The sequence below is a fragment of the Saccharopolyspora tripterygii genome (genome assembly GCF_054778355.1).
In genome coordinates this window covers 219,757-246,335 of the sequence record NZ_BAAGZP010000018.1, presented here as the reverse complement: position 1 = coordinate 246,335, position 26,579 = coordinate 219,757, and the positions used below count along the sequence as shown (strand labels likewise).

The 26,579-nt window shown below is 70.5% G+C and carries 22 protein-coding genes and 1 riboswitch; of the genes, 21 read left to right on the top strand and 1 reads right to left on the bottom strand.

Going from position 1 to position 26,579, the window contains the following annotated elements; genetic code table 11:
• The first annotated feature begins 23 nt into the window (after positions 1-23).
• From ACYVF3_RS14990 to ACYVF3_RS14935, 12 genes are all read left to right on the top strand, one after another.
• Positions 24-1,496 carry a UDP-N-acetylmuramoyl-tripeptide--D-alanyl-D-alanine ligase gene (locus tag ACYVF3_RS14990; RefSeq protein WP_461154828.1) on the top strand — a complete coding sequence of 491 codons (1,473 nt, stop codon included), beginning with the start codon at positions 24-26 and terminating at the stop codon, positions 1,494-1,496.
• Positions 1,493-2,560, top strand: a complete 1,068-nt coding sequence (gene mraY / locus ACYVF3_RS14985) for a phospho-N-acetylmuramoyl-pentapeptide-transferase (protein ID WP_461154827.1) — start codon at positions 1,493-1,495, stop codon at positions 2,558-2,560. The genes ACYVF3_RS14990 and mraY overlap by 4 nt, the downstream gene beginning before the upstream one ends.
• A gap of 169 nt (positions 2,561-2,729) precedes the next feature.
• Positions 2,730-4,133 (top strand): UDP-N-acetylmuramoyl-L-alanine--D-glutamate ligase, encoded by a 1,404-nt coding sequence (gene murD / locus ACYVF3_RS14980; protein WP_461154826.1) that lies wholly within the window; start codon positions 2,730-2,732, stop codon positions 4,131-4,133.
• A gap of 61 nt (positions 4,134-4,194) precedes the next feature.
• The gene (gene ftsW, locus ACYVF3_RS14975) at positions 4,195-5,556 is read left to right on the top strand and encodes a putative lipid II flippase FtsW (protein WP_461154999.1); all 1,362 of its coding nucleotides are present in this window, start codon (positions 4,195-4,197) and stop codon (positions 5,554-5,556) included.
• 53 nt (positions 5,557-5,609) lie between these two features.
• Positions 5,610-6,701: an undecaprenyldiphospho-muramoylpentapeptide beta-N-acetylglucosaminyltransferase gene (gene murG / locus ACYVF3_RS14970; RefSeq protein ID WP_461154998.1), complete on the top strand. Its 1,092-nt coding sequence runs from the start codon at positions 5,610-5,612 to the stop codon at positions 6,699-6,701.
• The gene (murC, locus tag ACYVF3_RS14965) at positions 6,698-8,155 is read left to right on the top strand and encodes a UDP-N-acetylmuramate--L-alanine ligase (protein ID WP_461154825.1); all 1,458 of its coding nucleotides are present in this window, start codon (positions 6,698-6,700) and stop codon (positions 8,153-8,155) included. Before murG ends, murC begins: the two co-directional genes overlap by 4 nt.
• Entirely contained in the window at positions 8,152-8,877 is a 726-nt protein-coding gene (locus tag ACYVF3_RS14960) for a cell division protein FtsQ/DivIB (protein WP_461154824.1), read from the top strand. The genes murC and ACYVF3_RS14960 overlap by 4 nt, the downstream gene beginning before the upstream one ends.
• 58 nt (positions 8,878-8,935) lie before the next feature.
• Positions 8,936-10,174, top strand: a complete 1,239-nt coding sequence (locus tag ACYVF3_RS14955) for a nitric oxide synthase oxygenase (RefSeq protein ID WP_461154823.1) — start codon at positions 8,936-8,938, stop codon at positions 10,172-10,174.
• Between the two features lie 381 nt (positions 10,175-10,555).
• Positions 10,556-11,875, top strand: coding sequence for an ABC transporter substrate-binding protein (locus ACYVF3_RS14950; protein WP_461154822.1), 1,320 nt, complete (start codon positions 10,556-10,558; stop codon positions 11,873-11,875).
• Entirely contained in the window at positions 11,872-12,750 is an 879-nt protein-coding gene (locus ACYVF3_RS14945) for a carbohydrate ABC transporter permease (RefSeq protein WP_461154821.1), read from the top strand. Before ACYVF3_RS14950 ends, ACYVF3_RS14945 begins: the two co-directional genes overlap by 4 nt.
• Complete coding sequence (locus tag ACYVF3_RS14940) at positions 12,743-13,537, top strand: carbohydrate ABC transporter permease (protein ID WP_461154820.1); 795 nt, start codon at positions 12,743-12,745, stop codon at positions 13,535-13,537. Before ACYVF3_RS14945 ends, ACYVF3_RS14940 begins: the two co-directional genes overlap by 8 nt.
• 31 nt (positions 13,538-13,568) lie before the next feature.
• On the top strand, positions 13,569-14,531 hold the full coding sequence (locus ACYVF3_RS14935; protein ID WP_461154819.1) for a helix-turn-helix transcriptional regulator: 963 nt from the start codon (positions 13,569-13,571) through the stop codon (positions 14,529-14,531).
• Here the strand turns inward: ACYVF3_RS14935 and ACYVF3_RS14930 are convergent.
• Entirely contained in the window at positions 14,522-15,439 is a 918-nt protein-coding gene (locus tag ACYVF3_RS14930) for an SDR family oxidoreductase (RefSeq protein WP_461154818.1), read from the bottom strand. The two genes, ACYVF3_RS14935 and ACYVF3_RS14930, sit on opposite strands and share 10 nt — an antisense overlap.
• Before the next feature lie 487 nt (positions 15,440-15,926).
• Between ACYVF3_RS14930 and ftsZ the strand changes: the two genes are divergently transcribed.
• The 9 genes from ftsZ (at position 15,927) to ACYVF3_RS14885 (ending at position 26,456) form a co-directional block, all read left to right on the top strand.
• Complete coding sequence (gene ftsZ / locus ACYVF3_RS14925) at positions 15,927-17,405, top strand: cell division protein FtsZ (protein ID WP_461154817.1); 1,479 nt, start codon at positions 15,927-15,929, stop codon at positions 17,403-17,405.
• Positions 17,406-17,477: 72 nt separating this feature from the next.
• Complete coding sequence (gene pgeF, locus ACYVF3_RS14920) at positions 17,478-18,188, top strand: peptidoglycan editing factor PgeF (protein WP_461154816.1); 711 nt, start codon at positions 17,478-17,480, stop codon at positions 18,186-18,188.
• The gene (locus tag ACYVF3_RS14915; protein ID WP_461154815.1) at positions 18,185-18,919 is read left to right on the top strand and encodes a YggS family pyridoxal phosphate-dependent enzyme; all 735 of its coding nucleotides are present in this window, start codon (positions 18,185-18,187) and stop codon (positions 18,917-18,919) included. Before pgeF ends, ACYVF3_RS14915 begins: the two co-directional genes overlap by 4 nt.
• Positions 18,920-18,990: 71 nt before the next feature.
• Positions 18,991-19,647 carry a cell division protein SepF gene (locus tag ACYVF3_RS14910; protein ID WP_461154814.1) on the top strand — a complete coding sequence of 219 codons (657 nt, stop codon included), beginning with the start codon at positions 18,991-18,993 and terminating at the stop codon, positions 19,645-19,647.
• 20 nt (positions 19,648-19,667) lie between these two features.
• The gene (locus ACYVF3_RS14905; RefSeq protein WP_093413156.1) at positions 19,668-19,955 is read left to right on the top strand and encodes a YggT family protein; all 288 of its coding nucleotides are present in this window, start codon (positions 19,668-19,670) and stop codon (positions 19,953-19,955) included.
• A gap of 51 nt (positions 19,956-20,006) precedes the next feature.
• A complete protein-coding gene (gene wag31 / locus ACYVF3_RS14900; protein WP_461154813.1) occupies positions 20,007-20,858 on the top strand; it encodes a DivIVA-like cell division protein Wag31 in 852 nt (283 codons plus the stop codon).
• 93 nt (positions 20,859-20,951) lie between these two features.
• A complete protein-coding gene (locus tag ACYVF3_RS14895; protein WP_461154812.1) occupies positions 20,952-21,371 on the top strand; it encodes a hypothetical protein in 420 nt (139 codons plus the stop codon).
• 257 nt (positions 21,372-21,628) lie between these two features.
• Positions 21,629-24,781, top strand: a complete 3,153-nt coding sequence (gene ileS, locus ACYVF3_RS14890; protein WP_461154811.1) for an isoleucine--tRNA ligase — start codon at positions 21,629-21,631, stop codon at positions 24,779-24,781.
• A gap of 202 nt (positions 24,782-24,983) precedes the next feature.
• Positions 24,984-25,099: riboswitch (SAM riboswitch) on the top strand.
• A gap of 34 nt (positions 25,100-25,133) precedes the next feature.
• Positions 25,134-26,456: an aminotransferase class V-fold PLP-dependent enzyme gene (locus tag ACYVF3_RS14885; RefSeq protein WP_461154810.1), complete on the top strand. Its 1,323-nt coding sequence runs from the start codon at positions 25,134-25,136 to the stop codon at positions 26,454-26,456.
• The last annotated feature ends 123 nt before the right edge of the window (positions 26,457-26,579 follow it).

Genomic DNA, 26,579 nt, shown 5'->3' with positions numbered 1-26,579 from the left:
CGCAAGAACACCGAGGAGGCAGGTTGATCCGGCTCAGCCTCGCTGACATCGCTGCGGCGGTGGGCGGCAGGCTTCACCGTGCGGAAGGCTCGGAGATCGTCAGCGCAGGGGTCGAGTTCGACTCGCGCAAGATCACCGATGGCGGACTGTTCGTGGCCGTTCCGGGTGAACGCGTCGACGGGCACGACTTCGCCGCGCAGGCGATCACCGACGGCGCCACGGGCGTGCTCGCCGCACGCGAGGTGGACGCCCCCGCAGTGCTGGTGCCGACGGTGCCGGTCGAGGAGCGCTCCAGCGCCATGGCGCTCGCAGGAGACACCGACGGCACCGGAGCGGCCGTGCTGGGCGGGCTGGCGAAGCTGGCCCGCCACGTCGTGGACCGGCTGCCGAACCTGGCGGTCGTGGGCGTCACCGGCTCGTCCGGCAAGACGTCCACCAAGGACCTGATCGCGCAGCTGCTCGACCCGATGGGCCCGACGGTGGCGCCGCCCGGCTCGTTCAACAACGAGCTCGGGCACCCGTGGACGGTGCTGCGCGCCGACGAGCGGACCCGGCACCTGGTGCTGGAGCTGTCGGCTCGCGGCGTGGGGCACATCGCGAGCCTCTGCGAGGTCGCGCCGCCGAGCATCGGCGTGGTCCTCAACGTCGGCCACGCGCACCTCGGCGAGTTCGGCTCGCAGGAGGCGGTCGCGCAGGCCAAGGGCGAGCTGGTGGAGTCGCTGCCCGAGGACGGCGTGGCGGTGCTCAACGCCGACGACCCGCTGGTCGCGGCGATGGCCGAGCGCACCCGGGCGCGCGTGGTGCTGGTCGGCGAGTCCCCGAACGCGCACGTGCGGGCCGAGGACCTCGAGGTCGACGAGTTCGCCAGGCCGACGTTCACGCTGGTCACCGAGTCCGGCAAGGAGACGGTGACGCTACCGCTGGTCGGTGAGCACCACGTCGGCAACGCGCTGTCGGCCGCGGCCGTGGCTCTGGAGCTGGGCGCGACGCTGCGCGAGGTCGCCGAGCGGCTGGGCGCCGTCCAGCGGGTCTCCGCGCGACGCATGGAGGTCGCCGAGACCCCTGGCGGCGTGACCGTGGTCAACGACGCCTACAACGCCAACCCCGAGTCGGTGCGCGCCGCGCTCAAGACGCTGGCCTCGATGACCCGGGGCCGCCCGGCGCGCGCGTGGGCGGTGCTCGGGCCGATGGCCGAGCTCGGCGACGCCGATGTCGAGGCGCATGACGAGATCGGGCGGCTGGCCGTCCGGCTGAACATCGACCGGCTCGTGGTGGTCGGCGAACAGGCCCGGGCGATGCACCAAGCGGCGTCTCTGGAAGGGTCGTGGGGAGAGGAATCGGTGCTGGTTCCGGACATCGACGCGGCCGTCGCGCTGCTGCGCGCCGAGTTGCGTCCCGGAGATGTGGTGTTGACCAAGGCGTCCAACTCGGCCGGGTTGTGGCGGGTCGCGGAAGCCTTGTTCGCCGATGGCGGTAATGGAGAGCAGCAGCAGTGAAGCCGATTCTGATTTCCGCCGCGGTGGCGCTGGTCATCTCGATCCTGTTCACGCCTTACCTGATCCGGGTGTTCTCCCGGCAGGGTTTCGGTCAGGAGATCCGCGAAGAGGTGCAGGGCACCCACGCGGCCAAGCGCGGCACGCCGACCATGGGCGGCATGGCCATCCTGGTGGCGATGTGGTGCGGCTACCTCGTCACCCACGTGGTGATGGGTGATCAGCCCACCGCCACCGGCCTCCTGGTGCTGGGGCTGACCACGGCGCTGGGCATCGTCGGGTTCCTCGACGACTTCATCAAGATCCGCAAGCAGCGCAACCTCGGTCTGAACAAGACCGCGAAGCTGGTCGGCCAGCTGGTCGCCTCGGTGCTGTTCGCGATCCTCGCGATCCAGTTCCCGAACCAGAACGACGTCACGCCGGCCTCGGTGGACCTGTCGTTCCTGCGGGACATCACGGTGATCTCGTTCGGCGCGGTCGGCTTCGTGATCTTCGCCTACATCGCGATCAGCGGCTGGTCCAACGCGGTCAACTTCACCGACGGCATGGACGGCCTGGCCGGTGGTACCGCGGCGATGGTCCTGGCCACCTACGTGCTGATCTCGTTCTGGCAGCTGCGCAACGACTGCTTCAACTCCGGTCCGGCGCCGGGCTGCTACACGGTGCGCGACCCGCTGGACATCGCGGTGGTCGCGGCGGCGGCGATGGCGGCCTGCGTCGGGTTCCTGTGGTGGAACGCCGCGCCCGCGAAGATCTTCATGGGCGACACCGGGTCGCTGGCGCTCGGCGGTCTGCTGGCGGGCCTGTCGATGGTGACCCGCACCGAACTGCTGATGATCATCATCGGTGGCGTGTTCGTCGTCGAGGCGCTGTCGGTGGTGCTGCAGATCGTGGTGTTCCGGACGACCCGGCGCCGGCTGTTCCGGATGGCCCCGTTCCACCACCACTTCGAGCTGGCGGGCTGGGCCGAGACCACGGTCATCATCCGGTTCTGGGTGCTGGCCGGGATCAGCTGCATGTTCGGCGTCGGTCTCTTCTACGCGGACTGGCTGGCGCTGGCGCGGTAGAAATGTGTCGAGCGTCTTGCGCAGCGGTGCCCGTGGCGGAACCTGACTGCGGGCGCCGCTCCTGACGTGTGCGGCGTCCTCGCCGGACGACGTGTCAGAACCCGCGGCGCTGCGGGTTGCTCAGGTGGGCCAACGGCTTCGCCGTTGAAGACCGATTGAAGGAGGCGCAGTGGCTGCGAGCCGGTACCGAGGGTTGCGGGTGCTGGTCGCCGGTGCCGGGGTGTCCGGGCGGTCGGCGGCGGAGGCGCTGCTGGCCGCGGGCGCGGAGGTGACGGTGACCGACGGCTCCGCGGACCGGTTGGCCGCGCTCGCCTCGCTGGAGGCGCAGGGCGCTCGGCTGGTCGCCGGTCTTGAGACCCCGCCGGAGGACACCGATCTGGTGGTCACCAGCCCCGGCTGGCGTCCCGACGCGCCGCTGCCCGCGGCCGCTGCCGCCGCCGGTGTCGAGGTGATCGGTGAGGTCGAGCTCGCGTGGTGGCTGGACCAGGAGCGGCCGGAAGGCCCCGCGAGCTGGCTCGCGGTGACCGGGACCAACGGCAAGACGACCACCGTGAGCATGCTGGAGTCGATCCTGCGCGCGGCCGGTGCCGACGTGGTGGCCTGCGGGAACGTGGGCCTGCCGGTGGTGGACGCGGTGCGCGCGGGACACCGGGTGCTGGCGGTGGAGCTCTCCAGCTTCCAGCTGCACTGGCAGCAGGCGCTGCGCCCGGAGGCCGCCGTGGTGCTCAACCTCGCCGACGACCACCTCGACTGGCACGGTTCGCTGGAGTCCTACGGCGAGGCGAAGGCGAAGGTGTTCGCGGGCAACGACGTCGCGGTGTTCAACGCCGACGACGAGTGGTCCGCACGCCTCGTCGACGCCGCCGGGTCCCGGCGCGTGTCGTTCACCCTCGCAGCGCCCGGGGACGGGCAGCTGGGGGTCGCCGAAGACCGGCTGGTGGACCGCGCTTTCGGTGACGGCGTCGCGCTCGCGGCGCTGTCGGAGATCCGCCCCGCGGGTCCGCACAACGTCGCGAACGCGCTGGCCGCGGCCGCGCTCGCCCGCGCGCACGGCGTGGAACCGGCCGCCGTGGCCGAAGGGCTGCGCAGCTTCGAGCCGGGCGCGCACCGCTCCGTCGTCGTCGCCGAGGCCGGCGGTGTGTCCTACGTCGACGACTCGAAGGCCACCAACCCGCACGCCGCCGACGCCGCGCTGCGGGCGCACGACTCCGTCGTCTGGATCGCGGGCGGGCTGCTCAAGGGCGCCGACGTCGAGGACCTTGTCCGCGCCAACGCCGGGCGACTGGCGACCGCGGTGCTGATCGGCCGCGACCGGGCCGCGTTCACCGCCGCGCTCGGTCGACACGCCCCGGATGTGCCCGTGCACGAGGTCGCCGCAGGGGACGATGCGGGCATGCTCGAAGCAGTTCGCCTGGCGCATGCCTGCGCGCGGCCCGGCTCGGTGGTGCTGCTCGCCCCGGCCGCCGCGTCGATGGACATGTTCACCGACTACGCCCACCGCGGCCGGGCTTTCACCGACGCGGTGCGCGACGTGCTGTCCGAAACCCCGGCGGCGACGACCCGCGGCGGGTGATCCGGTGACCACCGCTGCGCCGAAGACCGCTCCCCGGCGAGAACCCCGCAAGGGCGCCGGGATGACCGTGATGTCCACGCTGACCGCCTGGCTGACCCGTCCGCTGGCCTCGTTCCACCTGCTGCTGGCCGTGTTCGGCCTGCTCACGGTGTTCGGGCTGGTGATGGTCCTCTCGGCCTCCAGCGTCGACTCGTTCAACAAGGACGGCACCTCCTACGGCGTGTTCGTCAAGCAGGTCCTGTACTGCGTGGGCGGGCTCGGGCTGTTCTACATCGCGCTGCGCGTCCCGGTCCGGCTGATGCGCCGCTACAGCCTCCCTCTGCTGGCCTTCTGCCTCGGCCTGCTCGTGCTGGTGCTGACGCCGCTGGGAACCGAGCTCAACGGCGCGCGCAGCTGGTTCGTGGTCGCGGGCGTGTCGTTCCAGCCCGTCGAGTTCGCCAAGGTCGCCTTCGCCCTGTGGGGCGCGCACGTGCTGGTCACCAAGCGCGGCCTGATGACCCAGTACCGCCACCTGCTCGTCCCGGTCGTGCCGGGTGCGCTGCTGATGTTCGCGCTCGTGATGCTGCAGCCCGACCTGGGTTCCACCATCACGCTGTTCATCGTGCTGCTGGCACTGCTGTGGTTCGCCGGTGCGCCGCTGCGGTTGTTCCTGATGATGGCGCTGGGCGCGGTCACCGGTGGCGTGGTGCTCGCGATGGTCGCCGAGTACCGGATGGCGCGGCTGACCACCTTCCTCGACCCGCTGTCGGACCCGTCGGGCAACGGGTACCAGGCCATGCAGGGGTTGTTCGCGCTCGCCGACGGTGGCCTGCTCGGGCGCGGGCTCGGCCAGGGCTGGTCGAAGTGGCAGTACCTGCCCAACGTGCACAACGACTTCATCTTCGCGGTCATCGGCGAGGAACTGGGCTTCATCGGCTGCGCGGTCGTGCTGATGCTCTACGCGACCACGGCCTACGTGGGCATGCGCATCGCCTTCCGCAACACCGACCCCTTCATCCGGCTGGTCGCGGCGACCCTCACGACCTGGCTGGTCGGCCAGGCGGTGATCAACATCGGGTACGTCGTGGGCCTGCTGCCGACCACGGGTCTGCCGCTGCCGCTGATCTCCTCCGGCGGGTCCTCAGTGGTCACCAGCATGCTCGTGTTCGGCCTCCTCGCGAACTTCGCCCGGCACGAGCCCGAAGCCATCGCCGCGCTACGGTCTCTGGGACCGGGGCGGGTCGGCAGGTTGCTCCGACTGCCCACCCCGGCGCCGTACCGCCCGCCGGCGAGGCGGAAGACTTCCCGGCCCGTTCCCCGGACCAGGCCCGGAGCCAAGAGCTCCGGTGCGCCGGGCACGCGCCGGAGCGGAGCAGAACCCCGCGCACGAGGTGCGCGCAGCGGGCCCGGCTCACGGGCTCAGACACGAGGAGGACACCGTTGAGCGGTGACCAGACGGTCCGCATCCAGCGCCTGGGCGAACCGCAGGGCGCCGGGATGGGCATGCGTCGTCTTTCGGTGGTGGTCGCAGGAGGCGGCACCGCGGGGCACATCGAACCGGCGCTGGCGCTGGCCGACGCGGTGCGCCGCGTCCGCCCGGACGCGCAGATCACCGCGCTGGGCACCGAACGAGGACTGGAGAACCGGCTGGTCCCGGCTCGCGGATACCCGCTGGAGCTGATCCCGCCGGTCCCCATGCCCCGCAAGCCCAACACCGACCTGCTCAAGCTGCCGCTGAAGGTGCGCGAGTCCGTTCACCAGACCCGCGACGTGCTCGACAAGGTCGGCGCCCACGTCGTCGTCGGCTTCGGCGGCTACGTCTCGCTGCCCGCCTACCTCGCCGCCCGCGGTCGGGTGCCGATCGTGGTGCACGAGGCCAACGCCCGCGCCGGGCTGGCCAACAAGGTCGGCGCCAAGCTCGCCGCCCGCGTCCTGTCGGCGACCCCCGACAGCGGACTGCCCGGGGCGCAGACCATCGGCATCCCGCTGCGGGAGTCGATCACCAGGCTGGACCGCTGGAAGCTGCGGATGCAGGCCCGTCAGCACTTCGGACTGCACCCGCACGCGCCGACGGTCCTGGTCTTCGGCGGTTCCCAGGGCGCGCAGACGCTCAACACCGCCTTCTCCGGCGCCGCGCAGGCCATCGGCCGCGCGGGCATCGGCGTGCTGCACGCCCACGGCCCCAAGAACAGCGTCGCGATCCAGCAGGTCATGGGTGCGCCGATCTACCGGACCGTGCCGTACCTGGAGCAGATGGACCTCGCCTACGCCGCCGCCGACCTGGTCGTGTGCCGGTCGGGCGCGATGACCGTCGCCGAGGTCTCCGCCATCGGTCTGCCCGCCGTGTTCGTGCCGCTGCCGCACGGCAACGGCGAGCAGGCGCTCAACGCCCAGCCGGTCGTCAGCGCCGGAGGAGCCCGGCTCATCGCCGACGAGGAGCTGACGCCGCAGCGGGTCATCGACGAGATCGTCCCGATGGCCCTGGACGCGCAGCGGCTGCAGATGATGAGCCAGGCGACCATGGGCAGCGGCCACCGCGAGGCCGACCAGGTGCTCGCCCGCATCGTGATGGAGGTGGCGGGTCAATGACCGCCGACATGGAGCGACTGCTCGAGCGGGTCCACCTGGTGGGCATCGGCGGGGCCGGGATGAGCGGCATCGCCCGCATCCTCCTCGCCCGAGGCCACCAGGTCTCCGGTTCCGACGCGCGCGACTCGCGCACCGTCATGGCGCTGCGCGCGCAGGGCGCGAGCATCGGGATCGGGCACCACGCCGAGAACCTCGACCTGCTCGACCAGGAGCCGACGGCCGTCGTGGTCTCCACCGCGATCCGCCCGGACAACGCCGAGCTGGTCGCCGCGCAGGAACGCGGCATCGCCGTGCTGCGACGGGCCGAGGCGCTGGCCGGGCTGATGGCCGATCACCGCGTGGCCTGCGTCGCAGGCACGCACGGCAAGACCTCGACGACCTCGATGCTCACGGTCGCGCTGCAGCACTGCCGCGTCGACCCGTCGTTCGCCATCGGCGGCGACCTCAACGAGTCCGGCGCCAACGCGCACCACGGCGACGGCGGGGTCTTCGTCGCCGAGGCCGATGAGAGCGACGGATCGTTCCTGGCGTACGCGCCGTCGGTGGCGGTCGTGACCAACGTCGAACCTGACCACCTGGACCACCACGGGACCGAGGAGGCCTACACCAAGGTCTTCGAGGACTTCGTCGGTCGCATCGAGCCCGGTGGTGTGCTCATCGTCTGCTCCGACGACCCGGGCGCGGAAGTCCTCGCGGCGCAAGCGGAATCGGCCGGGCTGCGGGTGCGCCGCTACGGCGCGAACGCGACTGCCGAGGGCGACGCCCGGCTCGCCGGCTACCGCGCCGAGCAGGGCGTGGGCGTGGTGTCGGTGGAACTCGTGGGCGTCGCACCCGAACTCGTCGACGTGCAGGTCGCCGTCCCCGGCGAGCACATGGCCGCCAACGCCGTCGCCGCGCTGCTCGCCGGTCTGGAGCTCGGTGCTCCGCTGGAGGGGATGCTGGAAGGCCTCGCGGCCTTCGGCGGTGTGCGGCGCCGATTCGAGTTCAAGGGGCGCGTCAACGGCATTCGCGTCTACGACGACTACGCCCACCACCCGACCGAGGTCTCCGCGCAGCTGCGCGCGGCCCGCCCGGTCGCCGGTGCGGGCAGGGTCGTCGTGGTGTTCCAGCCGCACCTGTTCTCGCGGACCGCGACGTTCGCCGCGGAGTTCGCCGAGTCGCTGGGCCTGGCCGACGAGGTCGTCGTGCTCGACGTGTACGGCGCGCGCGAGGACCCGCAGCCCGGTGTGACCGGCAAGCTGATCTCCGACGCCATCCCGCTGCCCGCCGAGAACGTGCACTTCGAGCCGTCCTTCACCGATGCCGGACCGCGCGTCGCCGGGCTCGTCCGGCCCGGCGACCTGGTGCTCACGATGGGCGCCGGTGACGTGACCATGCTCGGCCCGGAGATCCTCGGCGAGCTCGACCGCGCCGCGGGTTCGCCCGGCAACGGCGAGGGGGAGGACCTGGGGTGACCGATCGGAGCGCGGCGGAGCGAGCGCGGCGCCGGCAGGTGCGCCGGAGTGCGCCGCCCGTTCCGGCTTGGCGGCGCTTCCTGCTGCCGGGCGTGCTGGCGGTGGTGACGATCGGTTTCCTGGTCGTCTACTTCTCCCCGCTGGTGGGCGTGCGGACCGTGCGGGTGGAGGGCAACGCGAGCCTGCGGCCGGACGCGGTGATCCAGACCGCGGAGGTGGCCGAGGGGACGCCGATGCTGCGCGTCGACCCCCAGCAGATCCGGGAGAACCTGCACGCGCTGCCCAAGGTCGCCGACGCGCAGGCGGTGCTGGACTGGCCGTCCACCGTGATCATCCAGGTCACCGAACGGGCCCCGGCGGCGTACTTCCGCGCCACCGACGGGGTTCGCCTGCTCGACGTGGACGGCGTGCCGTTCGAGACGGTCCCCGCCCCGCCCGCCGGAGTGCCGGAACTGCGCGCGCCCCAGGCTTCCGCCGAGGATCCGATGACCCGCGCCGGGCTGTCGGTGCTGGTGGCCCTGCCGGTCCCGGTGCGGACCGAGGTGACCGCCGTGCTCGCGCGCAGCCCGAGCGACATCCGGCTGGAGCTGACCGGCGGCCGGATCGTCGACTGGGGGACGATCGAGGACACGCCGCGCAAGGCGCTGATCCTGCCGTCGTTGCTGACCCGTCCCGGCAAGGTCTACGACGTTACGACACCTGCGCTGCCGACCGTCGCCTGATCGGCCGCCGGTGAGCGGCACCGGTTCGAGATCATCATCCGCGCGCTAACGTGGTGCCGTGTTCAGGGTGAGTGGTGACGCGCCGGAAGCGGTCTTCTCCGGAGGAGCCGGTGCGGCGGAGCGGACCCGCCGCTTACGTCCCGTCCCCCCACCTGCGGCGCCGGTGTTCCGGGCGCCCGCGGTCGACATCGCCGAAGCGGAGGAGTTCCTGCGGCTCTTCCACGCCGAGAACCGCGTCGACACCCCGATCCAGCACCGGCTGGCGCGGATGCGCTACGAGGTCGAGACGATCGGCACCTATCGGCACACCGCCGAGGAGCTCGCCTACGGCGCGAAGGTCGCCTGGCGCAACAGCGCTCGCTGCATCGGCCGGTTGTACTGGCGCAGCCTGAAAGTGCGCGACCTGCGCGACGTGCACACGGTGTCCGGCGTGGCCGCGCACTGCGTCGAGCACCTGCGGATGGCCACCAACGGCGGCAAGGTGCGCCCGGTGATCAGCGTCTTCCCGCCCGAAACCCCGCAGCGCCCCGCCCCGCGGATCTGGAACGAGCAGCTCATCCGCTACGCCGGGTACCGCAACGCGGACGGTTCGGTGCTCGGCGACCCGCGCTACGTCCGCTTCACCGAGGCCGTCACCGGTTTCGGCTGGCGAGCTCCCGCCCGCCGCACGGGTTTCGACCCGCTGCCGCTGGTGGTCGAGACCCGCGAGGAGGGGGCGCACATGTTCGCGCTGCCCCCGGACGCGGTGCGGGAAGTCCCGATGACCCACCCCGACCTGCCGTGGTTCGCCGAGCTCGGGCTGCGCTGGCACGCGGTTCCGGTCATCAGCGGCATGCGCCTGTCGATCGGCGGTGTTTCCTACCCCGCAGCGCCTTTCAACGGCTGGTACATGGGGACCGAGATCGGTGCCCGCAACTTCGCCGACAACGATCGCTACGACCTCGTCCCGGTGATCGCCGAGCGGCTGGGCCTGGACACCTCGCGCGAGGACACCCTCTGGCGGGACCGCGCGATGGTCGAGCTCAACCGGGCGGTGCTGCACTCCTACCAGCAGGCCGGGGTGACGATTACCGATCACCACACCGAATCGCACCGGTTCCTCACGCATCTGGAGAAGGAGGAGGCCTCGGGCCGCAAGTGCCCGGTCGACTGGTCCTGGATCGTCCCTCCGATGTCGGGCTCGCAAACCCCGGTGTTCCACCGCTACTACGACACCGAAGCCCCGGGTCCCAACTACTACGCCGACGAAGAAGCCACCCATCGAGCCCTCACCGGATCCCCACCCCACTTCGCGTGACCTCGCCAAGTCCCAGTTTTAGTCCAAACCGAGGACCCTTCGCGCCCGAAATGTCCGCTCAGTTCGGACTAAGGAGTCGTTTCAGAATGCGGCGGAGCCGCTGTTTCAGGTGTGGGACTCAGCTGGCACCGCCGCGGGTTCTCACACGTCGTCTGGCGAGTACGCCGCGACGCCGTGTATTGGCATACATCAGGAGTGGCGCACGGAGTCCAGGCGGCGTGTGAGGTTCCGCTACCCGCACCGCCAAGCAAGGTGATTCTGCAACGACCCCTAAAACTGGGACTTGCCCGGAAGGGGTGATCCGGGCGGGTCCATTGACTGGGTGATCGGGGTCACTTAGCGTGCTTGGTAATCGTTTGCTGGGCCTCTGGGGGTGGTCGGGTGACCGGATCGGTGGGGCGGCGAGCCTTCCTCGGCGGAATGGGGGCGCTGGCCGCCGGACCCGCGCTGGTGGGCTGCGCGCCGAAGCCTCGGGAGCTGAGCCTCTGGAACTTCTACGGTCCCGGCGGGCAGCAGAAGTCGCAGAGCGACTGGTTCGTCCAGCTGGCCGAGGAGTGGAACGACACCCACGACATCAAGGTCCGGCTCCGCTACGTCCCCAACAAGGACTACAAGTCCGGCCCCACCCTGCAGACGTCCTTCAGCGCCGGAGCCGGCCCGGACGTCTTCCTGCTGAGCCCCGGCGACTTCCTGCGCTACTACAACGGTGGAGCGCTCGCCGACCTCACCCCGCACCTGGATCCGGCCGTGCGAGCGGACTTCCTGCCGCAGGTGCTGGAGACCAGGCTGGTCGACGACCGCGTCTTCGGGCTGCCGATGGAGATCGAGCCGCTGGCCCTGTACTACAGCGAGGAGATCTTCGAGCAGCAGCACCTCGCGGAGGGGGACCTGCCGCGCACCTGGGACCAGCTCCTGTCCCTGGCGCAACGCCTCACGACCCGGGACCGCTTCGGCCTCCTGCTGGAGACCAATCCCGGCTACTACGAGAACTTCACCTTCTACCAGTCCATGTGGATGGCGGGTGGCGAGGTCTTCAGCCCGGATCACCGCAGCGCGGCCTTCGACAGCCCGCAGGTCCACCAGGCGCTGCGCTTCTGGCAGGAGACGGTGAACCTCGGCGCCGCACCGCGCCGGGTCCGGGGCACCGGCGGCAACGACACGATCTCCAACATCGCCGACGGCTACTGCGCCATGCAGCACGCCGGGATCTGGGCGATCGCCGAGATCGCCGAGCAGGCACCGGATTTCCGCTACGGGGTCATGCCCCTGCCGACCCCGTCCGGTGGCGCGTACACCACGGCTCTGGGCAGCTGGGCGATGGTCGCCAACGGACAGAGCGAGAACGCCGACGCGGCGGCGGAATTCGTCGTCTGGGCGCTGGGATCCACCGATCCCGCGTGCCTGGAGCGGATGCGCCGCTGGAACACGGTCGCCAAGACCAACTTGCCGCCGCGCTACTCCGTGCAGCGGTTGGCCGAGCAGCGTGGGGCGTTCGCCGACGGCCCGATGCGGGTCTTCGCCGAGGAGGTGATGGCCGAGGCCCGGCCGGAACCCCGCTACCCGCCGGAGATCTACCGCGCGGTCTCCGACGCGCTGCAGTCCTGCCACCTCGGCGGTGGCGATCCGGCCGAGGCCGCCAGGGCCGCTGCCGAGCAGATCAACACGTTCCTGTCCACCTACGACGGAGCGCAGATCAATTGAGCCGATCGAAGAGATCCGACGCCTCCGCCGCTGCCGCGTTCCTCGCGCCCGACGCGCTCGGCCTCCTGCTGTTCATCGCCCTGCCCGCATTGCTGGCGCTGCTGGTGGGCTTCTTCGAGGTCGACGGCTTCGGCAACGTCGAGTGGGCCGGGCTGGAGAACTTCCGGCTGATGGCCGGGGACGGGCTGCTGTGGAAGAGCTTCGGCATCACCCTCGGCTACGCCGCGCTGTTCGTGCCGCTGGCGTTCTTCGCCGGACTCGGCCTGGCGCTGCTGGTGTCGGAGCACTTCCCGGGCGTGGCGGTGGTGCGCGCCGCGCTGTTCCTGCCGAACGCCGTGAGCCTGGTGGTGGTCGGCCTGCTGTGGCAGTTCCTGCTCACCGACAAGACGGGCGCGGTGGCGAAGCTGACCGGGCTGGACGACGTTTCCTGGCTGGGTGATCCGACGCTGGCGCTGCTCACGCTCGTGCTGATCAGCGTGTGGTTCCTGATGGGCTACCAGATGCTGATCTTCCTGGGCGGCTTGCAGGACATCCCGCGCGAGTACTACGACGCGGCCACTGTGGACGGTGGCGGTCCGTGGCAGCGGTTCCGCCACGTCACGTGGCCGATGCTGCGCCCGACGAGCTTCTTCGTGCTGGTGACCTCGCTGATCAACGCGGTGACCGGGTTGCAGGCGTTCGACCTGGTCTACGTGCTGACCTCCGGCGGACCGGCGAACTCCACCACCACGGTCGTCTACTACGCCTACCAGCAGGCGTTCCTGTTCGGGCGCTTCGGCTACGCGTCGGCGATCTGCGCGCTGCTGGTCGTGGCGCTGGGCGCGATCACCGGTGCCCTGTTCGCGTTGACGAGAGGAGGCCGGTTCGATGCCTAGGTCCCGAGCCGTCGCCGCGTACCTGATCGCCTTCGGCACGGTCGCGCCGCTGCTGTGGTTCCTGCTCAGCGCGTTCCGACCGGAGTCGGAGCTCTACAGCCTCGGCTGGCCGGGCGAGCTGACGCTGGCGAACGTGATCTACGTGCTCACCGAGGTGCCCTTCCTGCGCTACCTGGGCAACAGCGCGTTCGTGGCGATCACCGTCACCGTCATCGCCCTGCTCCTGCACTCGATGGCCGCCTACGCGCTGGCCCGGTTGTCCTTCCGCGGGCGCGGTGTCGCGTTCGCCTCGGTGGTGGCGACGCTGCTGATCTCGTTGCCGGTGATCCTGGTGCCGCTGTTCATGGTGGTCCGGGCGCTGGGCCTGGTGGACACCTACGCGGGACTGATCGTGCCTGGCCTGTTCAACGCCTTCGGCGTGTTCCTGCTGCGGCAGTTCTACCTCGGCATCCCGCGCGAGCTGGAGGACGCCGCGCAGCTGGACGGCTGCGGCCACTGGCGCATCTACTGGCACGTCGTGCTGCCGCTGAGCAGGCCGATGCTCGCCGCGCTGGCGGTGCTGTTCTTCCTGGCCAACTGGAACTCCTTCCTGTGGCCGCTGGCCGTGGCCCAGGACGAGTCGCTGCGCGTCGTCCAGGTCGGCATCGCCTCGCTGCAGGGCCAGTTCTCGTCGAAGATGCATTACGTCATCGCGGCCGGGATGCTCGCCGCCCTGCCCACGGTCCTGGTCTTCCTCTTCGGCCAGCGCTGGCTCGTCCAGTCCCTCAAGACCACCGGCTTGCGCTGAGGTCGTCGGTGGTCGGTCGTAGGTTGGGTGGGTGCGGGCTGCTCGGTTGGTGTCGTTGTTGTGCTTGTTGCAGGTCCGGGGGTCGATGACCGGACCTGAGCTCTCGCGCGAGCTGGAGGTCTCCGAGCGGACCGTGGCGCGCGACGTGCTGGCGCTCGCCGAGGCGGGGGTCCCGGTGTACGCCGAGCGCGGGCGGGGTGGCGGGTACCGGCTGCTCGGCGGCTACCGGTCCAAGCTCAACGGCCTGCACCGGCAGGAGGCCGAGGCGCTGTTCCTGTCCGGGGTCCCGGGGGCGGCCATCGACATGGGGCTGGGCGAGGCGGTCGAAGCCGCCCGCCGCAAGACGACCGCCGCGCTGGCACCGCCGTTCCAGGACGCGCCCCAGCGGGTGGGGCAGCGCTTCCATCTCGACGCTCCCCGCTGGTTCCGCGAGGCCGGAACACCGGCCCTGCTACCGGAAATCGGCCGCGCCGTGTGGGCGGACCTGCGGATCAGCGTCGAGTACCAGCGCGGCGAACGACTCGTCCACCGCGAGCTCGAACCGCACGGGCTCGTGCTCAAGGCCGGCGTCTGGTACCTCGCTGCGCGCTGCGACGGGCGGTTCCGCACCTACCGGGTCGACCGGTTCCGCGAGGTCGTGGCGGGGGAGGAGTTCGAGCGGGACGGGGACTTCGACCTCGCCGCCTTCTGGGACCGCACCGCCGAGGAGTTCTCCCGGTCGCTGCTCACCCTCGACGTCGACCTCCGCATCAGCCCCACCGGGCTCCTTCGCCTGCGCGCCACCACCGAAGGGCTCGCCGCCGCCGAAGCAGAGGCGGCCGCCGGTGAACCGGACGCGCGCGGCTGGGTCCGCACCACTTTCCGGAGCGAATCGCTGCGGGTCGCGTTCTCGCAGATCCTCGCGCTCGGCCCGGAAGCCGAGGTCCTGGCGCCGGAAGAGCTGCGCCAGGACCTCGCGAGCGCCGCGGAGCGCTTCGCCGCGCTCTACCGGTAGTCCTCGACGTCGCCCTCACCGTCGACCCACTCGACCTCCAGCGCGAACCGCCAGCAGTCGGGCTGCGACCCGTCGGTGTCGGTGAACCCGTACTCCCCGGCCAGGAAACCGCTGGACAACGACTGGGTGTTCCACCGGGCCACGTCCGGATCGGACGCCAGCGCCACCACCGCGCGGCCCACGTAGGCCGGTGATTCGGCGATCGCGAAAGCCGCTGGGGCGATCGTGGACTCGCGCCAGTTGTCCTCGGTGACCTCGTAGATCTCCAGCATCATCTCCGAGCGCAACCACCCCGGCGTCAGCGACACCGCGGTGCCGCCCAGCGGTGCCAGCTCCTCTCCCTGGGCGCGGGCCAGCCGGTGCATCGCCGTCTTGGCGACGTCGAAGAACGCGCCGCACTCGTTGCGGTAGAACTTCTCGTGCACCTCGGCGGTGCCGTCGGTGAGCTCCACGACCAGCCCGCCCGGACGCCTGCTCAGCAGCGCCAGCGCGAAGTGGCTGGTGATCATGTGCGCCTCGATGCCGGTGCGCAGCCGCTGCAGGCCCTTGGTCAGGTCCTGCTCCCAGATCGGCTTGTTCCAGTCCATCAGGTGCTCGCCGCCGAGATCGTTGACCAGCACGTCCAGCCGCCCCTGCTCGGATTCGACGCGCCGCACCAGGTCTCGCACCTCGTCCGGGACCGTGTGATCGACCCGGACCGCGATCCCCTCGCCGCCGGCCCGGGTGACCAGCTCGGCGGTGTCCTCAATGGTCTCCGGCCGGTCGTAGTCCGAGCGCTGCGCGCGGGTCGTGCGACCGGTGCAGTACACCGTCGCGCCCGCCGCCCCGAGCTCCACGGCGATACCCCGCCCCGCGCCCCTCGTCGCGCCCGCGACTACCGCGACCTCGCCTCGCAAATCCGCTGCCATCGCGCACTTCCTCCGTCTCGACGTCTGCGAGCGGAAACGCTGTCAGCCAAACCAGACACCCGCCGTCCGGATTTCCGGCGCTGTCCGCTGCGATGACGCCGTTGCGCCAATCACGACTACCTCAACCAGGTGATCGGGTCGCCAGGTACGGTGTTCGATGTGGTGATCACGTCTTAGACGGGGTCATCGCGCAGGGGAGGAACGAAGAACTGGGCTAGCTGCGGCGACGAGCGGACCCGCTGAGCAACACGGACGACGTCGGGGTGCGAACCCCGAGGTGCACAGCACAAAACTGCTGCTACCGAAACCGGCGTGGCTGCTGGACGCAAGAGTGCGATCGCGCTTACGGTCCGGAACCGGGCACGGGATCGGGTGTACTTCGATTCCGCGCCGACGACCAGGGGGAGCCGCATCGCGGCACCGGCTCAGCGGCCGTCCCGGCGGTCGATGCAGAGAGCAGACAGCCACGATCAGGAAGGCGGATCCGATGACGCCCCCGCACAACTATCTCGCGGTGATCAAAGTCGTCGGCATCGGTGGCGGCGGCGTCAACGCCGTGAACCGCATGATCGAGGTCGGGCTCAAAGGTGTTGAGTTCATCGCGGTGAACACCGACGCGCAGGCCCTGCTGATGTCCGATGCCGACGTCAAGCTCGACATCGGCCGCGAGCTCACTCGCGGCCTCGGCGCCGGCGCGGCACCGGAGGTCGGGCACAAGGCCGCCGAGGATCACGCCGAGGAGATCGAAGAGGTCCTCAAGGGCGCCGACATGGTGTTCGTGACCGCTGGTGAAGGCGGTGGCACCGGAACCGGTGGCGCCCCGGTGGTCGCCAACATCGCGCGCAAGCTCGGTGCGCTGACGATCGGTGTCGTCACCCGGCCGTTCTCCTTCGAGGGCAAGCGCCGCGCGTCCCAGGCGGAGCAGGGCATCAAGGAGCTCCGGGACTGCTGCGACACCCTGATCGTCATCCCGAACGACCGGCTGCTGCAGCTCGGCGACATCGGCGTGAGCCTGATGGACGCCTTCCGCTCGGCCGACGAGGTGCTGCTCTCCGGTGTCCAGGGCATCACCGACCTGATCACCACGCCGGGTCTGATCAACCTCGACTTCGCCGACGTCAAGAGCGTCATGTCCGGAGCGGGCAGCGCCTTGATGGGCATCGGCTCGGCGAGGGGTGATGGCAGAGCCGTCGAAGCCGCGCAGAAGGCGATCAACTCGCCGCTGCTGGAGGCCTCGATGGAAGGCGCTCACGGCGTGCTGCTGGCCATAGCGGGCGGTTCCGACCTCGGTCTCTTCGAGATCAACGAGTCGGCATCGCTGGTCCAGGAGTCGGCGCACCCCGAGGCCAACATCATCTTCGGTACCGTCATCGACGACTCGCTCGGCGACGAGGTGCGCGTCACGGTGATCGCCGCCGGGTTCGACTCGGGCACGCCGACGCACAAGAAGCTCGAACCGACCCGCGTCGGCGGGCGCACCGAGGACGCCGAAACGTCGGCGCCCAAGGCCGAGAAGCCCGCTGCTCCGGCGGAAACCGAGACCCAGCAGGCACCGGCGGCCCCGAGCGCTCAGGCTCCGGCCGCACCGAGCGCCCCGGCTCCCGCGCCTGCCCCGGCTCAGCCGGTGCAGGACTCGGCGCCCGCTCCGGAGGCTCCCGCTGCCCCGCAGCCCGAGCAGCCCGCGGCACCCCAGACCCCGGCACCGCAGACTCAGGCGCCGCAGACTCAGGCACCGCAGCAGACCGGGTACCAGCAGCCCAGCCAGCCGCACAGCCCGCAGCAGCGGACCTACGGCGGCGACGGTTCGTCCACCGGTCAGCAGGGGGTGTCGGTGCCCGGCCGCACCGGCGGTTACCCGACGCACTCCACCGGTGCTTCGCGTCCCGGCGGACTGCCGAACCGGGCGGTCCCGGTGGGTGACGACACCGATGACGACGTCGACATTCCGCCGTTCATGCGGCGCTGACGCATAAGCGAGAATCGACACCGGGGACCGCGGGTTCCCGGTGTCGATTTTTCTTTTCGGGAGGCTGGGCAAGTGCGGATTCGGCGCGTGACGACCACGCGGGAGGGCGGCAGCTCCAGTGCGCCGTTCGACTCCTTCAACCTCGGCGGCAGGGTCGGCGATGCGCCGGAGGCGCTCGCGGCCAACACGCGCAAGCTGGCGGACGGCATCGGCCTGCCCGAGGACCACCTGGTCTGGATGGAGCAGATCCACGGCCGCACGGCGACCGTCGTGGACGAACCGCAGGAGGCGGCGGTGGAAGCCTCCGACGCGCTCGTGACCGCCCAGCGGGGCCTCGCGCTGATCGCGCTGACGGCCGACTGCGTGCCGGTGCTGCTCGGCGACCCCGAGGCCGGGGTGATCTCCGCGGTGCACGCGGGCCGCGTGGGCGCGCGCGTGGGAGTGCTGCCGGAGGCGCTGAAGTCGATGCGCGAGGCGGGTGCCCGACTCGATCGGGTGGAAGCGCTCATCGGTCCCGCCGCGTGCGGAGCCTGCTACGAGGTGCCGCAGGACATGCAGGCGGACGTGGAGAAGCACCTGCCCGGCAGCGCCTGCAAGACCCGGAAGGGGACCGCCGGGCTCGACCTGCGCGCCGGGCTCTTCGAGCAGCTCGCGCAGGTCGGCATCGCCAAGATCGGCGTCGACCCGCGCTGCACGATGGAAACCCCCGAGCTCTACAGCCACCGCCGGGACAACGGCCGGACCGGCCGCTTCGCGTCGGTGATCTGGATGGAGGAGGAGTGACGCCGGAGGAACGCCGGGCCGAGCTCGCCGAGTCGCTGGAAGCCGTCCGGGAGCGGTTGGCGAAGGCGTGCCAGGCCGCCGGCCGGTCTCCGGACGAGGTCGAGCTGCTCGCTGTGACCAAGACCTTCCCCGCATCCGATGTGGCTCTTCTCTCCGATCTCGGGCTGTCGTCCTTCGCCGAGAACCGGGAGCAGGAGGCGCGCGGCAAGGTCGCCGAGTTCGACGAGCTGCGACCGGAGGCGGTGTCGCGCTGGCACATGGTCGGCCAGTTGCAGCGGAACAAGGCTCGCGCGGTGGCCCGCTGGGCCGGCGTCGTCGAGTCGGTCGACAGCGACCGGCTCGCCGAAGCCCTTGCCCGCGCAACGGCCAGCGCGCTCGACGCGGGCGAGCGGGAGCACCCGTTGGACGTGTTGGTGCAGGTCAGCCTGGACGGCACGACCGGACGAGGTGGTTGCGCTCCGGAGGACGTTCCACGACTCGCCGAGACGATCACGCGAACGAGCGATCTTCGGCTGCGGGGAGTGATGGCCGTCGCTCCTCTGGGTGGCGACTCGGATGTGTCCTTCAGCACACTTTCGTCGATCTCCGAGCGCTTGCGCGTTGATCACCCCGAAGCTGTGGACGTGTCGGCGGGGATGTCCGGCGACCTGGAGAGTGCCGTTGCCCACGGCTCGACCAGGGTGCGTGTCGGAACCGCGCTGCTCGGCGGGCGGCGGTTAACCTCGCCGTAGCCGTCAAAAGGGGGTCGAAGGCCGGCCACCTCGTGCTCGGTGTCAGGGAGCCGCAGAGGAAGGGCATGCCGATGAGCGCTCTGCACAAGTTGAAGGCCTACTTCGGCATGGTCCCGGCCGACGAGGTGGACGAGTACGAGGACGAGATCGCCTACCGCGAGCGGTACGACGATGATCGTCCTGTGTACGACTCCCGTCCTGCCTACGCGGACCGGGGCGCTTACGACGAAGACCGGGGCGCGTCCCGGCGCAGGTCCGCGGGTACTCGTGGCGGTTTTCAGGCCGACGCGGAGACCGAGGCCTACGCCGAGGAGTTCCGGGAGCCGCCGCGTCCGCGGCGGCAGTGGGCGCCGGAGACGGCGTCACGCAGCACTCTGCCCAACGATCAGCCGCGAAGCGAGGGTGTTTCGCGCCTGCGGGCGGTGACCGACACGGGTACTCAGTTCAACTTGAGTAAGATCACAACTCTGCATCCGCGCAGCTACAGCGAGGCGCGGACCATCGGCGAGCAGTACCGAGACGGCACGCCGGTGATCATGAACCTGACCGAGATGGAGGAGGCCGACGCGAAGCGTCTGGTCGACTTCGCCGCAGGTCTGGCGTTCGCGATGCGGGGTTCGATCGAGAAGGTCACCAACCGGGTGTTCTTGCTCTCACCGCCGAACGTCGACGTCGCGGCCGAGGACAAGCGACGGCTAGCAGAGGGGGCCTTTTTCAACTACGGGTGAGTGGTGGCACAGTTGAAGGCGTGAACCCGGTGCAGATCGTCTTGTTCTACGTTCTGTTCTTCTTCTGGCTCCTGCTCACGGCGCGTATCGTGGTGGAACTCGTTAGAGTGTTCGCTCGCGATTGGCGGCCCGTTGGGGGGGTTGCAATCGCGTTGGAGAGCATCTACACAGTGACCGACCCACCCGTGAAACTGGTGCGTCGGGTGATTCCGACGGTCCGGATCGGCGGCGTCGGACTGGACCTATCGATTATGGTGCTGCTGCTAGTCGTGTTCATACTGATGCGACTGGTGCAACCGGCCGGGTGACGGGGAACCCGACCGACCCGCAGCTGCCGAAGGAGTGCGTGAGGTGATCTTGTGGGCCTGACCCCCGCCGACGTGCATAACGTCGCGTTCAGCAAACCCCCGATCGGTAAGCGGGGCTACAACGAGGACGAGGTGGATGCATTCCTCGACCTGGTTGAAGCCGAGCTTGCCCGGCTGGTTGAGGAGAACAACGACCTGCGTGGGCAGGTGGAGCAGCTGGAGACCCAGCTGCAGACCGCCCAGGTCGACTTGGACGACGCGCGCAGCCAGGCTGCGTCGGCGTCCGCCGCTGCCGCCTCGACCCCGGCCGCCCCACCGGAGGAACCGCGCCGGCTCACCCCGGTCCCGGCGCCGACCGCTGCCGAGCAGACCTCCCCGGGCGGCGACCACCACGTGCAGGCCGCCAAGGTTCTCGGCCTCGCGCAGGAGATGGCCGACCGGCTGACCGGTGAGGCCAAGGCGGAGGCCGACGGCATGTTGTCGGAGGCCCGGACGAAGTCCGAGCAGCTGCTATCGGAGGCTCGTTCGAAGTCCGACAGCATGGTCAACGAGTCCCGGACCAGGGCCGAGACGATGCTCAACGACGCCCGCACGCGGGCGGAGACGCTTGAGCGGCAGGCGCGCGACAAGGCGGCGAGCCTGGAACGCGACGCGCAGCGCAAGCACGCTGAGGTGATGGGCAACATCACCAACGAGAAGAACGCCCTCGAGAAGAAGATCGAGACTCTCCGCACGTTCGAGCGGGAGTACCGCACTCGACTGCAGACCTACCTGGAGTCTCAGCTGCGCGAGCTGCAGGACCGCGGTTCGGCCGCACCTGCGGAGAGCAGCAGCAGCGGGAGCCGTTCGGGTCAGCAGGCCACCAGCTACAGCTTCGGGGCCAGGACGGCCGAAGCGGGCTGATTCCCCGTTCAAGACTTGGCATACCGGCGGTGATGGGTCATGGCCCGTCACCGCCGGTATCTGCCGAGAGGGGTTCGGCGAGAGGGAATTCGAGTGCTGCTGGTCGTACTGCTGCTGGTGCTGGTGGCCGCCGCGACGTTGGCGGTCGCCGTTCTCGGCGGCGGAGCGGGATTCGCCTGGATCTCGGTCCTGGCCAGCGGACTCGGGGTGGCGGTGCTGATCTTCGACCGGATCAGGGTCCGCCGCCGCAAGAAGAGCAAGACCGCACCGGCTGCGCCGCTCGGCGCGGAACCCGGTGAGGAGCGAAGCAACGCCGCGGAGTCGGCCGATCAGGACGCCGAGGTCGTCGTGGTCGACGAACGTCCGCGCTACCACGTGCGGACCTGCGAGTGGCTCGGCGAGGCGAAGACGCTGCCGCTGAAGCTCGGTGAAGCCCGGGAGCTCGGGTTCACCCCCTGCGCCCGGTGCGCGCCCAACGCGACGATCGCGGCGGAGCTTCGCCAGAGCCGGTGAATTATCGCTGGCGAAGCCCGGTACTCTGGTGAGCACCAGGCGTTGATCCGGCCATCACCGGGGAGCCTCCGGAAGAACGGGCGCATCTCGTGCCTCAGTAGAACCGGACGGGTCCGGCCCGTCACAGCCGGCAATCGAGTGGCCGTCGGTCTTCAGCCGTCGGCAAGCGGGGTGGTACCGCGGTGCCCGGCACGTCCGGGACGTCGTCCCCGTCCACAGGGCGGCAACGACGACACATTGCGAGGAGCAGCTCCGCGATGGCATACCCCAAGGTTTCCTTCGGCGCGTCCGACGAACGCGGCGTGGCGGCCCAGCCCGCGTTCCCGGCGATCGAACGCCAGGTGCTGGACTTCTGGGCCGACGACAAGACCTTCCGCGCCTCCGTCGAGGCGCGCGAGGCAGGCCACAACGGCTCGAACGAGTACGTCTTCTACGACGGCCCGCCGTTCGCCAACGGCCTGCCGCACTACGGCCACCTGCTCACCGGCTACGTCAAGGACGCGGTCCCGCGCTACCAGACGATGCGCGGCAAGCGGGTCGAGCGGCGCTTCGGCTGGGACACCCACGGCCTGCCCGCCGAGGTCGAGGCGGAGAAGCAGCTCGGGATCACCTCGAAGGCCGAGATCGACGACATGGGCGTCGCCGCCTTCAACGAGGCGTGCAAGGCCTCCGTGCTGCGCTACACCGCCGAGTGGGAGGACTACGTCACCCGGCAGGCGCGCTGGGTGGACTTCGAGAACGACTACAAGACGCTCGACCTGGACTACATGGAAAGCGTCATGTGGGCCTTCAAGTCCTTGTGGGACAAGGGTCTCGTCTACGAGGGATATCGGGTCCTCTGGTACTGCTGGCGCTGCGAGACGCCGCTGTCGAACACCGAAACCCGCATGGACGACGGCTACCGGCCGCGCCAGGACCCTGCCGTGACGGTGGGCCTGCGGCTGACCGCGCCCGGGGCCGACCTCGACGGCGCGCTCGCGCTGGTGTGGACGACGACCCCGTGGACCCTGCCGTCGAACCTGGCCGCCGCCGTGCACCCCGACGTGGACTACGCGCTGGTCGCGCCCGCCGAGAGCACCGAGCGCTACCTGATCGCCGAAGCCCGGGTCGCGGCCTACGCCCGCGAGCTCGGCGAGGACGTCGCCGACCGGGTGGTGGCCCGCTACAAGGGATCCGACCTGCTCGGCACCCGCTACCAGCCGCCGTTCGACTTCTTCGCCGGCTGGGACAACGCCCACCAGGTGCTGGCCGCCGACTACGTCACCACCGACGACGGCACCGGAATCGTGCACATCGCACCGGCTTTCGGTGAGGACGACAAGGTCGTCACCGACGCGGCCGACATCGTGCCGGTCGTTCCGGTCGACGCGCGCGGCCGGTTCACCGCCGAGGTGCCGCCGTACGAGGGGATGCAGGTCTTCGAGGCCAACAAGCACATCACCCGCGACCTCAAGGAACGCGGACTCCTGCTGCGGCACGAGACCTACGATCACCAGTACCCGCACTGCTGGCGCTGCGACAACGCGCTGATCCAGCGCGCGCTGTCGTCCTGGTTCGTGGCCGTGAGCCAGTTCAAGGACCGGATGGTCGAGCTCAACAAGCAGATCAACTGGGTTCCCTCGCACATCCGGGACGGCCAGTTCGGCAAGTGGCTGGAGAACGCCCGCGACTGGAACATCTCCCGCAACCGGTACTGGGGTTCGCCGATCCCGGTGTGGTGCTCCGACGACCCCGAGCACCCGCGAACGGATGTCTACGGTTCGCTGGACGAGCTCGAACGCGACTTCGGGGTGCGGCCGACGAACCTGCACCGCCCGGAGATCGACGAGCTGACCCGGCCCAACCCGGACGACCCGACCGGCAAGTCCACGATGCGCCGGGTGCCGGAGGTGCTGGACTGCTGGTTCGAGTCGGGCTCGATGCCGTTCGCGCAGGTCCACTACCCGATGGAGAACGCGGACTGGTTCGAGCACCACTACCCGGGCGACTTCATCGTCGAGTACCACGGTCAGACCCGCGGCTGGTTCTACACGCTGCACGTGCTGGCCACGGCGCTGTTCGACCGGCCGGCGTTCAGCAACGTCGTGGCGCACGGCATCGTGCTGGGCCACGACGGCCAGAAGATGTCGAAGTCCAAGAAGAACTACCCGGACGTCAACGAGGTCTTCGACCGCGACGGTTCCGACGCGATGCGCTGGTTCCTCATGTCGAGCCCGATCCTGCGCGGCGGCGACCTGGTGGTCACCGAGCGGGGCATCCGGGACGCGGTGCGCCAGGCTGTGCTGCCGCTGTGGAACTCCTGGTACTTCCTCGCGCTCTACGCCAACGCCGAGGGCGTCAGCGGGGAGTTCCGCACCGACAGCACCCACGTGCTCGACCGCTACGTGCTGGCCAAAACCCACGAGCTGGTCGGCGACGTGCAGTCCTCGATGGACGCCCTGGACCTGGCGACCGCGACCGCGACCGTGCGGGAGTTCCTGGAGGTGCTGACCAACTGGTACGTGCGCCGTTCCCGGGACCGGTTCTGGGCGGGCGACAAGGACGCGATCGACACGCTGCACACGGTGCTGGAGGTGACCAGCCGGGTGGTGGCGCCGCTGCTGCCGCTGACCGCGGAGGCGGTGTGGCGGGGGCTCACCGGTGGCCGTTCGGTGCACCTGGCCGACTGGCCGCTGGTCGACGAGCTGCCCGCCGACCCGGCACTGGTCTCGGCGATGGACCAGGTGCGCCAGGTGTGCTCCTCGGCGCTGGCGTTGCGCAAGGCCAACAAGCTGCGCGTCCGGCTGCCGCTGGGCGGCCTCGTGGTGGCCACCCCGGGGGCCGAGGCGCTGCGCCCGTTCGCGGACCTGATCAGCGACGAGGTCAACGTCAAGGACCTGGAGCTGAGCACCGACGTCGCGGCCCACGGGCACTTCGAGATCGCGGTCAATGCTCGCGCGGCCGGTCCGCGGCTGGGCAAGGACGTGCAGACCGTGATCAAGGCCGTGAAGGCCGGCGACTGGGAGCACCGCGGGTCGACCGTGGTCGCTGCGGGCATCGAGCTGCAGGAGGGCGAGTTCACCGAGCGGCTGGTCTCGACCGACTCCGGCGCGGCCGCTGCGCTGCCGGGCGGCGACGGGCTGGTCGTGCTGGACACCGACGTCACTCCGGAGCTCGCGGCCGAGGGGTTGGCGCGCGACGTGGTGCGGGTGGTCCAGAACGCCCGCAAGGAAGCCGGTTTCGAGGTCTCGGACCGCATCACGGTCACCATCGAGGCACCTGCCGAGGTCGCCCGGGCCGTCGAGGCGCACCGCGAGTTCATCGCGGGCGAGACCCTGGCCGACGCGGTCGACCTCGGTGACGCGGCCGATGCCGCCACCGGCGCGGTCGGCGACGGGATCGAGATCAAGGTCGCGGTCTCGCGCGTCTGACGCCGTTCTCGCGCATCGAGGCCCCGGGGTTCGCTCTCGGGGCCTCGGTCTTGCGCGGGGTCGGTTTTGGTCCGAACCGTCCATGATCGATGTCGGGAATGTCGGGTCAGTTCGGACCAAAACCGCCCGCTGCCCACGCCGCGCCCACCAGATGGGACGACGTTGTCGCGGAGCGGGGTGAGGCGCTACCGTTCGCCGCGAAGGTCATGAGCGCCAGCGCCAAGCCCCGGCTCGCTGGCCGGCAACCCTCCTACCGCGGTGGGGTGCCCCGGGTGAAGACCTGGCCGGTCGCGCAGTGCGGCTCGGCAAGCGCGGGCCCGCCGAGGGCCCTTGAGGCCCCGGGAGGGTCGCGATGTCTTCAGCCGTCATCGATGTTCCGAGCCAGTCCGTCGCCGTTCCCGGCGTGGCCGGAGCAGGCCTGCGGGTTCCCCTGGTCACCGGAGGAACCGCGAGCTACGCCAACCTCGACCACGCCGCCAGCGCACCGTGCCTGTCCGCCGTGCGCGACGCCGTGGACGAGCTGCTGCCCTACTACGCGAGCGTGCACCGCGGAGCAGGCTTCGCCTCGCAGGTGTGCACCCGGGTCTACGAAGGCGCGCGCCGGGTGCTGCTGGACTTCGCCGGTGCCCGCCAGGGCGACGAGGTCGTGTTCACCCGCAACACCACCGACTCGCTGAACCTGCTGGCCTCGGCCGTTCCGCGCGGCACGTCGGTGGTCGTGTTCGACACCGTGCACCACGCGGCTCTGCTGCCGTGGCGCAACGTCCGCCGGATCGCGGCGCCCGCATCGCCCGCCGACGCGGTTGCCGCGCTGGACGCGGCGCTGGCGGAGTGCCCGGAGGGGCCTCGCCTGGTGGTCCTGACCGGGGCGTGCAACGTCACCGGCGAGGTGTGGCCGGTCGCGGAGCTCGCCCGCGTCGCGCGCAGCAGGGGAGCCCGGACCGTGCTCGACGCCGCGCAGCTCGCGCCGCACCGACCGATCCGGCTCGCCGAGCTCGACGTCGACTACCTCGCCCTGTCGGGCCACAAGCTCTACGCCCCCTTCGGCGCCGGGGCCCTGATCGGCCGCGCCGACTGGCTCAACGCCGCCGAGCCCCACCTCGTGGGCGGTGGCGCCACCCGCGTGGTCAACGAGCGCGCGGTCAGCTGGACGACCGGTCCGGAGCGCCACGAGGCCGGCTCGCCCAACACCGTGGGCGTGCACGCGCTGGCCACCGCCTGCCGCACCTTCGCCACCCGCTGGGAGGGCGTCGTCGAGCACGAGGCCGCGCTGCTCGGACGCCTGCGCGCGGGCCTGGCCGAGGTCCCCGGCCTGCGCGAGCTGAGCCTGTTCGGCGCGGAGCACGACAGGGTCGGGGTCGTCAGCTTCACCCTCGACGGTCAGGGCCCGGGGCTGATCGCCGCCGCGCTGTCGGCGGAGCACGGCATCGGCGTCCGCGACGGTCTGTTCTGCGCCCACCTCGGCACGAAGAACCTGCTCGCGAAGGCCGGCTCGGACAGCGGCCGGGCCTTGCGCGTCAGCATCGGCCTCGGCACCACCGCTGAACACGTCGACCGCCTGATCGCCGCCCTGAAGTCCCTGGTCAGCGATGGTCCTGCGGTGAGCTACGAGCAGTCGAGCGGCCGCTGGGAACCGGTCGACGACCAGCGCCCGCTACCGCCCTTCCTCCTCTGATCAGGGGATGCGGTGAGCGGCAAGTCCCAGTTTTAGTCCAAACCGAGCCATGATCATGTCCGTTTTGTCGGCTCAGTTTGGACTAAAACCGGGATCGGGTGACCGGGTGTCGCAGTCCTGGTG